Source organism: Paenibacillus xylanilyticus (genome assembly GCF_013359935.1).
In the GTDB taxonomy this organism is placed as follows: Bacteria; Bacillota; Bacilli; order Paenibacillales; family Paenibacillaceae; genus Paenibacillus; species Paenibacillus xylanilyticus.
The window spans coordinates 444,689-457,838 of the sequence record NZ_JABMCB010000190.1; the positions used below are offsets into that span (position 1 = coordinate 444,689).

At 47.6% G+C, this 13,150-nt stretch carries 14 protein-coding genes; 6 read left to right on the top strand and 8 right to left on the bottom strand.

The genetic code is table 11. The features are described from left to right. Positions 1-5: 5 nt before the first annotated feature. The 3 genes from HP552_RS18955 to HP552_RS18965 all read right to left on the bottom strand — a co-directional run bounded on the left by HP552_RS18955 (position 6) and on the right by HP552_RS18965 (position 2,847). Positions 6-1,220 (bottom strand): helix-turn-helix domain-containing protein, encoded by a 1,215-nt coding sequence (locus HP552_RS18955; RefSeq protein ID WP_175396950.1) that lies wholly within the window; start codon positions 1,218-1,220, stop codon positions 6-8. Positions 1,221-1,495: 275 nt separating this feature from the next. Beyond that, positions 1,496-2,245 (bottom strand): Bax inhibitor-1/YccA family protein, encoded by a 750-nt coding sequence (locus tag HP552_RS18960; RefSeq protein WP_175396951.1) that lies wholly within the window; start codon positions 2,243-2,245, stop codon positions 1,496-1,498. A gap of 245 nt (positions 2,246-2,490) precedes the next feature. Beyond that, entirely contained in the window at positions 2,491-2,847 is a 357-nt protein-coding gene (locus tag HP552_RS18965; protein WP_175396952.1) for a nucleotide excision repair endonuclease, read from the bottom strand. Between the two features lie 704 nt (positions 2,848-3,551). Between HP552_RS18965 and pdxR the strand changes: the two genes are divergently transcribed. Genes pdxR through HP552_RS18980 form a run of 3 tightly spaced genes read left to right on the top strand, consistent with a single transcriptional unit; the run spans position 3,552 to position 6,410 of the window. Continuing rightward, positions 3,552-5,003 carry a MocR-like pyridoxine biosynthesis transcription factor PdxR gene (gene pdxR / locus HP552_RS18970; RefSeq protein WP_175396953.1) on the top strand — a complete coding sequence of 484 codons (1,452 nt, stop codon included), beginning with the start codon at positions 3,552-3,554 and terminating at the stop codon, positions 5,001-5,003. 31 nt (positions 5,004-5,034) lie between these two features. After that, complete coding sequence (locus HP552_RS18975) at positions 5,035-5,955, top strand: D-alanine--D-alanine ligase (RefSeq protein ID WP_175396954.1); 921 nt, start codon at positions 5,035-5,037, stop codon at positions 5,953-5,955. Beyond that, complete coding sequence (locus tag HP552_RS18980; RefSeq protein WP_175396955.1) at positions 5,952-6,410, top strand: GNAT family N-acetyltransferase; 459 nt, start codon at positions 5,952-5,954, stop codon at positions 6,408-6,410. The genes HP552_RS18975 and HP552_RS18980 overlap by 4 nt, the downstream gene beginning before the upstream one ends. A 78-nt stretch (positions 6,411-6,488) precedes the next feature. Here the strand turns inward: HP552_RS18980 and HP552_RS18985 are convergent, their stop codons facing one another. The 3 genes from HP552_RS18985 to HP552_RS18990 all read right to left on the bottom strand — a co-directional run bounded on the left by HP552_RS18985 (position 6,489) and on the right by HP552_RS18990 (position 8,874). Beyond that, positions 6,489-8,006, bottom strand: a complete 1,518-nt coding sequence (locus HP552_RS18985) for a copper amine oxidase N-terminal domain-containing protein (RefSeq protein WP_312884313.1) — start codon at positions 8,004-8,006, stop codon at positions 6,489-6,491. Between the two features lie 166 nt (positions 8,007-8,172). Beyond that, entirely contained in the window at positions 8,173-8,298 is a 126-nt protein-coding gene (locus HP552_RS35430) for a hypothetical protein (protein ID WP_281366101.1), read from the bottom strand. Between the two features lie 108 nt (positions 8,299-8,406). Next, a complete protein-coding gene (locus HP552_RS18990) occupies positions 8,407-8,874 on the bottom strand; it encodes a DUF1877 family protein (RefSeq protein WP_175396956.1) in 468 nt (155 codons plus the stop codon). A gap of 157 nt (positions 8,875-9,031) precedes the next feature. On the opposite strand from HP552_RS18990, the gene HP552_RS18995 reads away from it, so the two are divergent. Continuing rightward, positions 9,032-9,496 (top strand): DUF4385 domain-containing protein, encoded by a 465-nt coding sequence (locus tag HP552_RS18995; protein ID WP_175396957.1) that lies wholly within the window; start codon positions 9,032-9,034, stop codon positions 9,494-9,496. A 186-nt stretch (positions 9,497-9,682) separates the two neighbouring features. Further along, positions 9,683-10,144 carry a hypothetical protein gene (locus HP552_RS19000; RefSeq protein WP_175396958.1) on the top strand — a complete coding sequence of 154 codons (462 nt, stop codon included), beginning with the start codon at positions 9,683-9,685 and terminating at the stop codon, positions 10,142-10,144. Between the two features lie 44 nt (positions 10,145-10,188). Here the strand turns inward: HP552_RS19000 and HP552_RS19005 are convergent, their stop codons facing one another. Continuing rightward, positions 10,189-11,004 (bottom strand): SDR family NAD(P)-dependent oxidoreductase, encoded by an 816-nt coding sequence (locus HP552_RS19005; protein WP_175396959.1) that lies wholly within the window; start codon positions 11,002-11,004, stop codon positions 10,189-10,191. A gap of 194 nt (positions 11,005-11,198) precedes the next feature. On the opposite strand from HP552_RS19005, the gene HP552_RS19010 reads away from it, so the two are divergent. After that, positions 11,199-11,852 carry a TetR/AcrR family transcriptional regulator gene (locus HP552_RS19010; protein WP_175396960.1) on the top strand — a complete coding sequence of 218 codons (654 nt, stop codon included), beginning with the start codon at positions 11,199-11,201 and terminating at the stop codon, positions 11,850-11,852. A 121-nt stretch (positions 11,853-11,973) separates the two neighbouring features. Here HP552_RS19010 and HP552_RS19015 read toward each other — a convergent pair whose 3' ends face one another. Then, positions 11,974-13,035, bottom strand: coding sequence for an LLM class flavin-dependent oxidoreductase (locus HP552_RS19015; RefSeq protein WP_175396961.1), 1,062 nt, complete (start codon positions 13,033-13,035; stop codon positions 11,974-11,976). Positions 13,036-13,150 lie beyond the last annotated feature (115 nt).

Below are 13,150 nucleotides of genomic sequence, written 5' to 3' on the forward strand. Positions count from 1 at the left end.
ATATGTCAGGTGGCTCGTGAATCACCATGGACGTTATCCAGATATACATTTGGACAATATCCCGTGAAAATGAGCAGCGCTTCATCCAGCATGCGCATAACGCCTACTGCGGAGTAATCAAACCAGGGATCACCGGTGATCAGGTGAGTCTGATATTGACGTACAGCCTTGAGGTGCCTCCATACAGGCGAGTGCTGCAGGCTGAGCCAGTAAGCTCGCGAAACGGCCTCGGGACATACCATGATCAGAATCCGGTCCGGGTTCATTGAAGTCAGTTGTTCCAGCGTCAACGGCGTGTTGGTGCTGGCATCCGGAAAGGTCTCCAGCTGCAAGGCGCCATAGAGCACTTCCTCAATTCCGGAATTACTATAGAGATAGAGACGCTGGCCGTATACCCGGATAACGGCTACTTTCTCGCGCCCCACTTCCTTCTGTATGGAATCCCGTGCTTTTTCCACCCTTTTTTTGTATAGTCCGATCCACTGTTCTGCCTGTTCCTCCCGTTCCAGAAAGGCAGCAATCATGCGCAGTTGTGCACGCCAATCGGTTTGATGCTTGGGCACAAAACAGCAGGGTGCAATCTCGGCGAGTCCCGCCTGGTCCTCTTCACTGATCTGATCGGTACCAATAATGGCATCCGGCCGGATATGGACAAGTCGCTCTACATTCGCTTCGAATCTCCAGCTCGTATACGGGTCTGTCAGTTTAAGATGTGACTGGATGTCAGTACGGTGTGCGTTATAATAATACGCCGTCCATTTGGGATCGATAGGCGCAGCAATGGGCATGACATTGAGGGCCAGCAGCTGTCCGATGACGCTGGAGGAGCAGGTGGCAATGCGTTTTCTGGCGTTTTTGGCATAATCCGAAGGAGAAACACCAACTTCCTTTTTGAATTTGCGACTGAAATAGTACTCGTCACTGTATCCAACTCGGAGCGCGATATCACGCAATTTATATCCGGATTCCTTCAGATATCGTTTGGCACGATTGATGCGGAGATCCGTCAGATACTCCATCGCACTGTGACCGTAGGTTTTTTTGAAAAGATCCACAAAATACTTCGGACTGATATTCGCTCTCTGAGCAAGATCTGCGATAGACAATGCTTTGTCGTAATGCTCGTCCATATATGCTTTTACCTCTGCAAGATCCGTCTTGGGGCTGCGACTCATAACGGGTGTTCGCACAGCGCTGTGCGATTCATTCTCCAGTAACATGAGGCCACTCCTTTCGATCTGTTTGATCAGTTTGATATGAAGTGTACAGCGTACGTTGAAGGTAAGATATACTGATTCATCATTTATCGACAATGATAATCATTATCAATTAAGGTATCACATTCTTTTCATAACAGTCAATCCATATATGGAAAAATGTGCACCACTCCGGCTGTAACATCATCGTCATCCATTTATCCAAAAAAAGCTAACGACGTGTCTGGACACGCGTTAGCTTATCGTTCTAAAAGTTATCTATTGGTTTAACTTGCTTCCTAATCCCGGCTCCGCAGCTTGCTGAGCAAACGGATGATTTCGATATACAGCCATACCAGAGTAACCATTAACCCAAATGCACCATACCACTCCATAAATTTCGGAGCACCCTGTTCAGCACCATTTTCAATAAAGTCAAAATCGAGCACCAAATTCAATGCAGCCACAATAACGATCACGACCGAAATCCCAATTCCGATCAGACTATTGTCATGCAGATAGGGAACGGTAATTCCGAACAATCCCAGTACGAAACTGAGCAAATACATGATCATAATGCCACCGGTTGCGGCCACAACACCCAGCTTGAAGTTCTCTGTAGCTTTGATCAGTCTTGTTTTGTAAGCTACCAGCAGGGCAATAAATACAGCCATTGTGAGCAAAGCAGCCTGCAATGTAATTCCGTTGTACAATGACTCATAGGTGGCGGAGAGTGCACCCAGGAACATGCCTTCCGCAATAGCATAGATGGGAACCAGATAAGGTGCAGCTACAGGCTTAAACGAAATAATCAGTGCCAGAATAAATCCGACAATTGCACCCCCGATCGCCAGAGGCAGCACTTCCTGTCCGTTAAAGAACATCATCCACGTCGCAAATGCACTGCCCAGCAGGATCACCAGTGTTATAAACGCCTTGTTCACCGTGCCGTTAATCGTCATGTAACTCTGGTAACGATCATCTCCGTATCCACCGGAATTTTCAAATGTACTGTCCTTGAGTGTAGGGTTGCCACTACGACCGATCAAAACAATCACCTCTTCTATGTATTGGGTCAATCCTTGAAACCAATCTCTACGTTCTCTCATTGCTGTGACTAATGCTAATAAATCTTTTTATGTTCAAATGCAGACATCGGATGCAATCGGTCGATCACATCCTTGTCTATGGTTACAGCTTGTAGGACATATGTCCCGAACTGTATAATGCATTCTCAAGCTTGGTACAGGCTTTTTCTTTATTCTACTTCGTGCTGTGTGATTGGGTTAAATACTTATTTGTACAACACTTTGTCTACATTATATTTCGCCCGCATCGAGTTAATGATATAGGTCTCGTAAATTTCGCGGTCTACCGGATCTTCCACCAGGCAAACTTCAATGGTCGCCACTTCTTCCCGATGGTTCTTCATTGGAGAAACAGTGTCCTCAAAGTGTTTCTTGATCCGTGGTCTCAATTTCCTTGCTTTTCCGACAAATAACAACTCTCCATCGGCATTGTAAAACATGAAGATGCCACCCTTTTCGCGCGTGATCAGGTGGAAATCGGTAAATCCGTAAATATGGCTAAGCTGCGGGTTAACCTGCTTCGTGATGGTTACATCGGGTGTTGGTACGGTAATCTCAATCATTGGGCTCACTTCCTCATTATCTATAGGCTTACATCCTATCATACATTCTGAAAGGAAACCATTTCATCCTATAAGATGCACAATTCACGCTTTTTTCAACTATTACGACAATAATTTCAAAAAAAAGGTTAACTTCCCTGATTCAAAGTGGTACTATAGGGGTATGAGGAAGAAATTGGGCACTAAGACATATGTCTTTATATCTACTTCCCGTCTATTGTACCCTATGAAACGTGTTCTTTTTCATACTGAATTCTGTAATGTGCGCACGACAAGAGGACAGTTAGCAAGTAAGCAAGACTATAGCTTTTGGATTCATCATCAATACGACCCTTGCAGCAAGCAAATGTAGAAAGACATTAATTGTAGAATGTAACGTAGAAAAGAAGTAGATGTAGTCGTAGTTTTGAATTAGAAAGCCTGCACTTATAGTCAGTAATCAAGCAAAATAGACACACGTAGAAGAACCGATAGCTATCGATCCTAGAAAAGAATGGTCATGCCATGCAATCTTAGTAAGACATAACTTTATAACCGCAGATCTATATAGAATTGGATCAAGCTACACCCCCAGCCCGGCACGATGCCAGGGCTTTTTTACGTTGCGCACCCATATCCAACCACTTCTTCCCGGAAACAGAGGTATCGTGGTTCTTTCTGCGGGGTTTATAATATGGCAAGATAGCAAAAGAGGGAGTGATGGGATGTATTCCGATCTGCAACTGACGGAGGACCGCCCTGTATATATACAAGTCAAAGATTATATGAAGCGACTGATGCTCAAAGGCGGCCTGCAAGCGAAGCAAAAGCTTCCTTCCACCCGTGAACTCAGTACACTGATGAAGGTGAGCCGCAGCACCGTCCTGCTCGCTTATGCCGAGCTTGAAGAAGAGGGTCTCATTTATGCAGTCAAAGGCAAAGGCAACTACGTCAGTTCCACAATTGAAGCACCTGAGCCAACTACAGGTTGGCAGCTGAATTGGAACAACCGCATAAGTGACTATGCGATCCAGGCGGAACAATATGATCTGATGAAACATGGTTCCGGTGCGGAACGTGGCGAGATCTCATTTACAAGTATTGCCCCGGATGAGAAACTGTTCGATCTGCACAACGTGAAACGGGCCTTTCTCGATCGCATGTCGCTTGAAGGCGAGGTGCTGCTGAACTACGGATATGCGCAAGGATACCGACCTTTGATGAACTATTTGCTTCGGTACATGGAGAACAAGGGTGTAGATCTGAGCGGCAAGGATATTCTCATTACCAATGGATTTACGGAAGCCTTCGATCTGGTGCTCGGTGCGTTGCGCAAACAAAGTGGGAAAGCCCTGTGTGAGAACCCTACGCACCATACGGCCATCAAAAATCTGAAACTTCACGAGTTCCAGCTTACCGGTGTGGACATGGAGCCGGACGGACTGAATCTGCAGCAGTTGGAACGCGAACTTGCCGCAAGTCCGTACGATCTGGCATATCTGGTGCCTTCTTATCACAATCCAACCGGTACCGTGACTTCTCCTGCCAAACGGGCAGAGATTATCCGGTTAATGAATCAATACGAGGTTCCCATTATCGAGGACGGATTCAACGAGGAACTGCGTTATTCCGGGTCCCACGTTTCCCCCCTCATCGCTAGCGCGGGCAAGGGGAATGGATTGGTGTACCTAGGCAGCTTCTCCAAGGTACTGTTTCCAGGGCTCCGCGTGGGCTGGGTCATTGCGGATGCAGCCTTGATCGATTATTTGGAAAGCATGAAACGGGCTCGCAGCATTCATACCTCAACGCTGGATCAATCGCTGCTCTATCAGTATCTGAGCAACGGGAATTTTGAGAAGTATCTGAAGCGGGCCCGCACTGAATATAAGCGAAAATATGAACTGGTCGTGCGCTGCTTGCGCAAGCATCTGCCAATGTGCCAAATCTCCGGCGAAGGCGGTCTGCATTTGTTCGTACAATTCCCTCCGGAATACCGGACCAGGGAATTGCTGGCTGCCTGCAAAGTGAAGGGTGTGACCTTCACGCCTGGGGATACCTTTTATCTGGAACAAGGTCAGGGATTAAATACGATGCGACTGGGCTTCTCCAGGGTCAGCGACGAGAATATCCGCAAAGGCATTCGCATCATTGGTGAGACAGCTGCCCAGATGAACTGAAGCGCTGAACGACAGAATGGGAGGATTATACATGAAGGTTGGCGTGATTATGGGGGGTACATCTTCGGAGCGGGATATTTCCCTGCTCACAGGACAGGAGATGATCGCCCATCTGGACAGGGATAAATATGAGGTCGTTCCCATTGAGCTGAACAGCAAACGGGATCTGATCGACAAGTCAGCGGGCATTGATGTGGCCCTACTCGCTCTGCATGGCAAATACGGCGAAGATGGCACGGTTCAGGGCACACTGGAGTCGCTCGGTATTCCGTACACCGGATGCGGCGTCTTATCCAGCAGCGTGTGTATGGATAAGGACATGTCCAAACAGCTTATGCACCATGCAGGCATCCCTACCGGAGAATGGGTGCAGGTGAGCCATTTGGAAGAACTGACATCCACAGCGGTGCAGCAACTGACGTATCCGGTTGTGGTTAAGCCCAACTCGGGGGGTTCCAGTATCGGTACCCAAATTGTCCAGGAGCCGTCGGCTCTTTACGCTGCGGTCGAAGCGGCACTGCGCTGGGATGATACCGCCATGATTGAGCAATATATCGAAGGCGAAGAAATTACCTGCGCCATTGTGGATGGCAAAGTGCTCCCTATCATTTCGATTCGTTCGAACGCCGCGTTCTTCGACTATCGTTCCAAATATGATGACGGCGGTGCTGAAGAGCAGGTCACCCAACTCCCTGCCAACATCCACAAACGTGTGGAAGATGCCTCGCTCGCCTGTTACCGTGTGCTGAAATGCAGCGTCTACGCTCGGGTGGACATGATCATTCGGGACGGCATGCCATATGTGCTCGAAGTGAACACGCTGCCTGGTCTTACCCGTAACAGCCTGCTGCCCAAAAGTGCAGCCGCTGCGGGAATCTCTTTTTCGGGATTACTGGATACCATCATCGATCTGTCGTTAAAGGAACGGAATAAGGAGGCGAAGCTGTCATGAGCCTGGATGTAACGATACGCCATAGTTCAATGGAAGATCTGCAGGATATGGTCATTCTCATGGATCAGCTCGGTTACCCCACAACGTACGCCGAGATGAAGGAGCGTTATGCCCACATTGCGGCTGATGCAAATTTTAATACACTGGTTGCCGAGGTCCGTGGACGCGTGGTCGGATTGATTGGAATGCAGACATCCTACATGTATGAGAAAAATGGGAAGCACTGCCGCATCATGGCACTCATTGTGCATGACCAGTTCAGAGGGACCGGCATAGGCCGGCAGCTGATTCTGGCAGCAGAGCAATGGACCGTTGCCCAAGGCGTAGACTCACTCTCCCTGAACAGCGGAAACCGGTCCGATCGTGAAGCGGCACATGAATTCTATCGCCAGCTGGGCTTTACCGCCGGGAGTACCGGATTTAGCAAAAAACCGCAGGCTCTGCAGCATGCCTAAAGGTCGATAGCCATGATAATAAAACGCCTGTCCCCAACAATATTGCTGGGAACAGGCGTTTTTAGCAAATGTTATTGCTTATGGTCGATCGATAAAAATCCAACCCGTTTCTTTTTCCTTATCCACGGTTGCTCCAAGAGACTCGGCCATGAAGCGCAGTGGAACATAGGTCTTGCCGTTCTTGCCCACATAAGCGGATTCAACCATGGTCACTTCCTTGCCAGCGACTGTTGCGTTCTTGGAACCGACGGTCAGGACGATCTCATTCCCGGTAATATCGTCAATGACAACGATTGTATCCGAGCCTTTGGTCCACTTCACTTCTGCATCCAGTTCCTCAGACAGATAACGCAGAGGAACAAATGTTGTGTTTTTCACAGTAACGGCTCCGAAGCTTTCGTCTTCCGGATACAGCATAACGCTTTTCCGAGTGATACCAGCTTCATCTTTCAATAACTGATATATCACGGAATTGGAATCAAAGTTGCGCAGCATCTGTCCAGGCGTGATATCTTCCTTCATCAGATCGATTACACCACCTGCTGTATCAACAGCATCTACTGTTACAGGTCCACCGATATTCCACTGTTCACTATCCGAATACACGGTAACAGATTGAAGCGGCAGATCCTCTGATGCAGGCAGTGCCACTTTCAACTCGGCATTTTGCTTGCGAATATTCAGCTCACTGTCGAGATAGAAATCCAGCTTAAACGTTGTATTTGTGCCAAATACCGTCTTCAGCTCCGGCACTTCATTCAACAATTCGTTCAACCCTTGATCATAGTTAACCAGAAGCTCGTCGAGTCCGGTCTTGATCGTGGTGTACATTAATGCAACGGTTGCCTCTTTCGATTCTGGCATCAAAGAAGAAATTCCCGATGCGTCCACTTCGTCCATCTGGGACATTGCGTTCATTAACGGATAGAATACATCGTACAGATCTCCGATCAGATCCTTGAGTCCTTGCTCATCCTGGGCAACACTCGTCAGGAATGGTTTTACCATGGCAAGAATCTCTTCCCCAGTGATCTCCATGTGAAGCTTGGAGAGGCTGAGCGACTCACCGTTAACCGATTCCTGTACAGGCGTAACGGAGATGTTTTTCGGATTGGACAGATGCTTCAGGACAAAAGAAAGCAACTTCGGAGACAGCTCCTCAATCTGCTTTTCCAGAGCCTTGGTGTCCATCATCGGAAGCGTTTCTGTTCCTTCCAGCGCCTCCAAAGATATGTACAGCGGCTTTTGCGCTCCGTCCAGGTCGATCACCATTTGGGTCTCATCCATGGAAAGGTGGAAAGGCAGCTTGGTTCCTTGGAAACTTACCGAGCCTTCAATTGACGCCGTTTGGGCATCCTTCACTTTGGCATGATCAATATCCAGGGAAAGGGAATTAATAAGTTCAATGATTTCGTTGTCTTTCTCCGTAGCGAATTCTTTGGCCGGCTCTATGTTAACGTGCATGGACTGTCTCGATTCACCGGATTTTACCGTTGTACTGTTGGCCATGGCTTTACTAATATCCACCCCACCTACAGCCTGACATCCCGTAAGCGCAACCATCATTAAAACGAGTGGTACGGCGATCCACTTCACTAACCTGCGATTTTTGATACGATCTCCTCCTTAGGAAAAATGTGGTTCATTCCTATTATGAGGCCTTCAGGTAATTGTTGTAAACTGATGGATTGTAAAAATACCAAAAAAAGGCCGGAAATGTGTCCGACCTTTGGATAGAACTATATTTGAATGACCTGGTCAATCACTCTTCTGTTTCCTCGTCATTTTCTTCAGTCGGTTCATTGTCCTCTGGCGTTACAGGGGTTTCAAATTGATCCGGCTCATCCTCTTGAACGGCTTTGTTCTCTTCATTCTGATTCTGTGTCATATTGCATTCCCTCTCTTCTACCGGATTTTCATCAAGGCACCAGCCTGTTTCTATCAATAACCCGAATCAGAGCGGATCAAACATGATGCAACGTTAACATAAATTTATCTAGAAAATATAAAAGACGATTCCGTTCCCGGCTGCTGCGGCTGCCTGATATAAAGCCTGAACCTCGTTCAATGTCTGAACGATTTCCTGGAATGTCCCCTCCTTGTCCCAACCTTCCATGACCGGATAGACGCCCTCCGATATCATTTTATCCAGGTCAAAACGCGCCTTCAATTCATCCGGATCCAATTGCTCCAGGGCCATGTACGCTTCCAGCACCTGTTCACTCGAGAGCAAAAACAGATCCATATCCGAGTAGTTCCCCAAATATTGCTCACCTGACATTGGCACTACATATCCCAGGGGCGGCTCTCCATCCGCCAGATTGCCGGTTAACGTGAACTGAAGCATCTGCCACATTTTATCGATATCCAGGTCGACTGAACAATCATGCACACTGATCTCACCCGACTGGATTGATTCAATCAAATCCTGGGTGACCACCAGGTATCTGCCGGACATTCCCATATCATGATCCCTCCTATGTATTTACTTCTCTTGTTCCCCATTAACCTTGCTTGATGTAAAAGAATCGGGGTAAAAGGTGGAAAGGAACAATAATCTTCAATGAAGTTACATGTTCAATTATAGCAATCACATGTCATTTCAAGGAGGAACCAGACGGATGAAAAAATTCGATTACAGCTTAAATTATGAAGAGCTAGATCTGCGCAAGCATCCTGAACTGTACACTGTTGGACGGGGAGAGCAGGGTGTACTGATGGTTGAACCCTACAAGAGCGAGATTCTGCCCTATTGGCGTTTCAAGACACCCGAGATTGCGACAAAATCATCAGAGAAGATCTACGAGCTATTTTTGGAATACAAAAAAAAGGATGATTTCGTTGGTATGGATATGGCGCGAAAGTTCCTGCAGATGGGGTACACACGGGCCAGACGCTATACGAACCACAAAGGCGGACGCAAATATTCGAAGGAGGACGGTTTAATCCTGCCGTATCAGAATGACAAGGTCAAAGCGGAAGCTGCCGCCATTTTCAAGGCACAGTGGGAAATCGCCAAGACTGACCCGGATTACATTGAGATGAAGAAGCAGCATCGGGAAAAGTACGAATCAGAGAAGGAATAGGATTACGGGTGAAAATACATGATTCATACAGATGCTCCATTTGATATAATTCATTACGTCCAACTCACGATGAAAATAGGATGATACCCCTCAAAGGAGTCTCCATGAAACGACCGCCTTCGGCCCCTGCAAAAGGTTGGAGACCAGATGGATTAAAATCATAAGGCTATTGAAGAAGGTGATGACATGTTGTGGATGCTCGGAACCATCAGTATTATACTGAATACGCTGTGCACGGCAGGTGCCGGTGTTGGAATGGTGGTAGGATTTGTTTTTTTCCTGATCGGTTTCGGGGGAATGAAGAACAGGTCTCATACCCTCGGCAGTTTACTAATGAGCAAGGATACCCTGATGATTATGGGAACGATGGGTGTTGTGCTTGTGTACTTCCTCCTCTCCTCCTGGAATTTGAGAATGATGGGTGATACGACCTTTCCTGGCATGCTAGGTTCTGCGATCAGGGACGTCTCCGGGAGACAGCTGCTAAATGCTGGAATTCTGAACGCGCTCTGGACAACGATGAGCCTGTACTGGCTGCTTCCAAAAGTGTTCAACTTTGGCAGATTAGGCCTGAAAGTACAGCTGATTGCGCTCAGCGCGGCCGGGATCAACGTTCTTTATGGAATATTAAATGTTGTTACTACATAAACGCTGACAGCGGGGAATTTGCTGTCAGCGTTTTTTCATGAAGATTAGGCTCGGGCTCTTTGCGCTTTGTCATTCTTGGAACGCGGACTCAGCATCCCTCCAACAACACGCAATATCTGTCTTCGGGGTAAAATACGAGATAATTGAGCTGTCCAATAATTCGAGGCGCCTGGCACAGCGTAGGGCTTGCCTGATTCCAATGCCTTCATCGCCACTTCCACCACATGCTCAGGCGTATCCCGTTTCCCTACGGAGGCCTCTTCGGCATTCACGACATCAAAGAAGGAGGTCTCCGTCGCACCGGGACATAGTGCCAAGAACTGAACACCACGCTTTCTGTTCTCTTCATACAACGCTTCTGTAAAAGAAAGAACGAATGATTTGGTGGCACCATATACAGCCATGTACGGATCTGGTTGAAAAGCAGCGGTTGAAGAGACATTAATAATGGTACCGTTACGTTTTCTCAGCATACCTGGCAGGAAAAGATGGGTCATGTTCATGACCGCCAGAACATTCAACATAATCTCTTCCTGTTGCCGTGCACCCTCCACCTGCTCAAACCGCCCGTGTGTGGCAAAGCCCGCATTGTTGATTAAGGTATCTACCTGTATGCCCCGATTCTTACATTCGTCATAAATCTGCTGTGGCGAATGCGCTTCTGACAGATCCGATACGATAACCTCTGCTTTCACTTTATAGGTTCGTTCAATGCGTTCCGCCAGCTGTTTCAGTTTGGATTCCGACCTGGCCACAAGTACCACATGATTTCCCTTTGATGCCATCTCTAATGCAAAAGCCTGCCCAATTCCAGAGGAGGCCCCTGTAATCAGCGCCCACTGATGTTGATTATTTTTCATTGCTCATCCACCTTTTCGAACATTCGTTTTTTATTGGAAACATTGTTTCCTAATGAAAACATAGTATTATTATTTCTTGATTCTGTCAATTCACATTTGGAAAATTGACGATATCAGAAATAAAACAGTAAAATACTCATAAGAAACGTGGTTTCTGTTAGAAAACAAATATGATGCTACGAGGATGAACATAGATGAACGATCACCTGTCAAATTCCAAGGAGTCGATTCACACCGTGACAACTTTTCAGGAGGCGAGACTCCAGCACTCCGAAAATCTGCGGCAAAATATTGTGCATGCTGCTGCAGCGCTATTGCAAGAGCATGGACCCGAAGCTGTCACGGTACGACGTGTGGCAGAACGCATGGAGTGCTCCACCAAAATTATATATAACCTTTTTGGCAAGAAAGAGGGATTAGCCAAGTACCTGTATCTGGAGGGGTGCACCCTCCTGTCTCAATCCTTTGAAGCCGTGCCACAGCAAGCTTCTTACCAACAGCATTTCCGTGCTCTCGCTCAGGCCTACTGGAATTTCGGTATGACGCAATCCAGCTTTTATCAGCTGATGTTTGGTGGTTCATTCGCCGAATTCAAACCGGATGCAGAAAGTTTGGAGGGAACTGCAACAGCATTGAAGCAACTCACCAATCTGGTGGAAGCTGCGAAGGGACAAGGGTTGCTTCGTAAAGATAATTCGCTGCTTGCGATTCAAATGATCTGGGCTCCCTTGCACGGTGTTATTCATCTATACCTGGGAGGCCATATTGAGAGTGAGGAGGCTGCCAGAAGGCTATATGACCATACCCTGTCCATGATTGTTCAGTCACTTTTTAAAACGGACATGTGAGGATAGCCTGTAGCCCCGAAACACAAAAAGGAGTGAGAGTTCAGCTATTACGCTGGAACCTCGCTCCTTTTTTGCGTGTATAAATACACGATGTACTATATTCTCTGTTCAGCAAACTGAATTAACGCGCTTCTCCATTCTCGGCTTCCCAACGTGCAATTTCTTTACGTACGATTGGAGCAACCTCTTTACCGAGCAGCTCGATCGCTCTCATAACCTCATTGTGCGGCATCGTACCAAGAGGGGTGTGCAGCATGAAACGAGTGATGCCGACTTCTTTGCGCAGATAGATAATTTTTTGAGCTACCGTCTCCACGTCACCTACGTACAGCGCCCCTTCAAGGCTGCGTGCAGCATCAAACGTTGCACGGCTGTAGTGACCCCAGCCACGTTCGCGGCCCAGTATATTCATGACCGCTTGTGCAGGCGGGAAGAATTTCTCAACAGCTTCATCTGTCGTATCGGCGATAAAACCGTGAGAGTGTGATGCCACCGTCAGTTTGGAAGCATCATGTCCTGCATGTGCTGCTGCTTTTTTGTACAACTCCACCAGTGGGGCAAACTGAACCGGGCGACCGCCGATAATGGCGAGCACCAGCGGCAGACCGAGCAGCCCTGCGCGCACAACCGACTCCTGGTTACCGCCACTGCCGATCCATACCGGAAGCTTCTCCTGTACCGGACGCGGGTAGATGCCCAGGTTATTGAAGGAAGGACGATGCTTGCCTTCCCAGGTTACTTTTTCCGAATCACGCAGCTTGAGCAGCAGATCCAATTTCTCGTCGAATAACTCATCATAGTCGTTCAGATCATAGCCAAACAACGGAAATGATTCAATAAATGAACCCCGGCCCGCCATGATTTCTGCACGTCCATTCGAAATGCCGTCCAACGTCGCAAAATCCTGAAATACCCGGACCGGGTCTGCCGAAGACAGAACGGTTACGGCGCTGGTCAGCCGAATGCGTTTGGTCTGTGAAGCTGCTGCTGCCAAAATGACTGCTGGCGATGAAGCTGCATAGTCAGCACGGTGATGCTCACCCACTCCATATACATCCAGACCAACCTCGTCAGCCAGGACAATCTCCTCCACAACATCACGAATACGCTGCGCGTGACTGATGAGTTCTCCGGTGTTTACATCCGGATTTGTTTCTACAAAGGTACTAATTCCGATCTCCATGTTCTGTTCCTCCCTGTTTATGAAGCGATCCGTCGTTCATCTAACCTATTGTAAGTAGATCACCTTTTGTTATATATCTTAATATTGAACTATTTTGAAGAAAAACACAAGAGCC

Bases quoted from the DNA above. Each gene is read 5' to 3' on its own strand.
- HP552_RS18995 (WP_175396957.1), top strand. From the start codon at position 9,032: ATGAAAAAATTCGATTACAGCTTAAATTATGAAGAGCTAGATCTGCGC.
- pdxR (WP_175396953.1), top strand. From the start codon at position 3,552: ATGTATTCCGATCTGCAACTGACGGAGGACCGCCCTGTATATATACAA.
- HP552_RS19010 (WP_175396960.1), top strand. From the start codon at position 11,199: ATGAACGATCACCTGTCAAATTCCAAGGAGTCGATTCACACCGTGACA.
- HP552_RS18965 (WP_175396952.1), bottom strand. From the start codon at position 2,847: ATGATTGAGATTACCGTACCAACACCCGATGTAACCATCACGAAGCAG.
- HP552_RS35430 (WP_281366101.1), bottom strand. From the start codon at position 8,298: ATGACACAGAATCAGAATGAAGAGAACAAAGCCGTTCAAGAGGATGAG.
- HP552_RS18980 (WP_175396955.1), top strand. From the start codon at position 5,952: ATGAGCCTGGATGTAACGATACGCCATAGTTCAATGGAAGATCTGCAG.
- HP552_RS19000 (WP_175396958.1), top strand. From the start codon at position 9,683: ATGTTGTGGATGCTCGGAACCATCAGTATTATACTGAATACGCTGTGC.
- HP552_RS18955 (WP_175396950.1), bottom strand. From the start codon at position 1,220: ATGTTACTGGAGAATGAATCGCACAGCGCTGTGCGAACACCCGTTATG.
- HP552_RS18990 (WP_175396956.1), bottom strand. From the start codon at position 8,874: ATGGGAATGTCCGGCAGATACCTGGTGGTCACCCAGGATTTGATTGAA.
- HP552_RS19005 (WP_175396959.1), bottom strand. From the start codon at position 11,004: ATGAAAAATAATCAACATCAGTGGGCGCTGATTACAGGGGCCTCCTCT.
- HP552_RS19015 (WP_175396961.1), bottom strand. From the start codon at position 13,035: ATGGAGATCGGAATTAGTACCTTTGTAGAAACAAATCCGGATGTAAAC.
- HP552_RS18975 (WP_175396954.1), top strand. From the start codon at position 5,035: ATGAAGGTTGGCGTGATTATGGGGGGTACATCTTCGGAGCGGGATATT.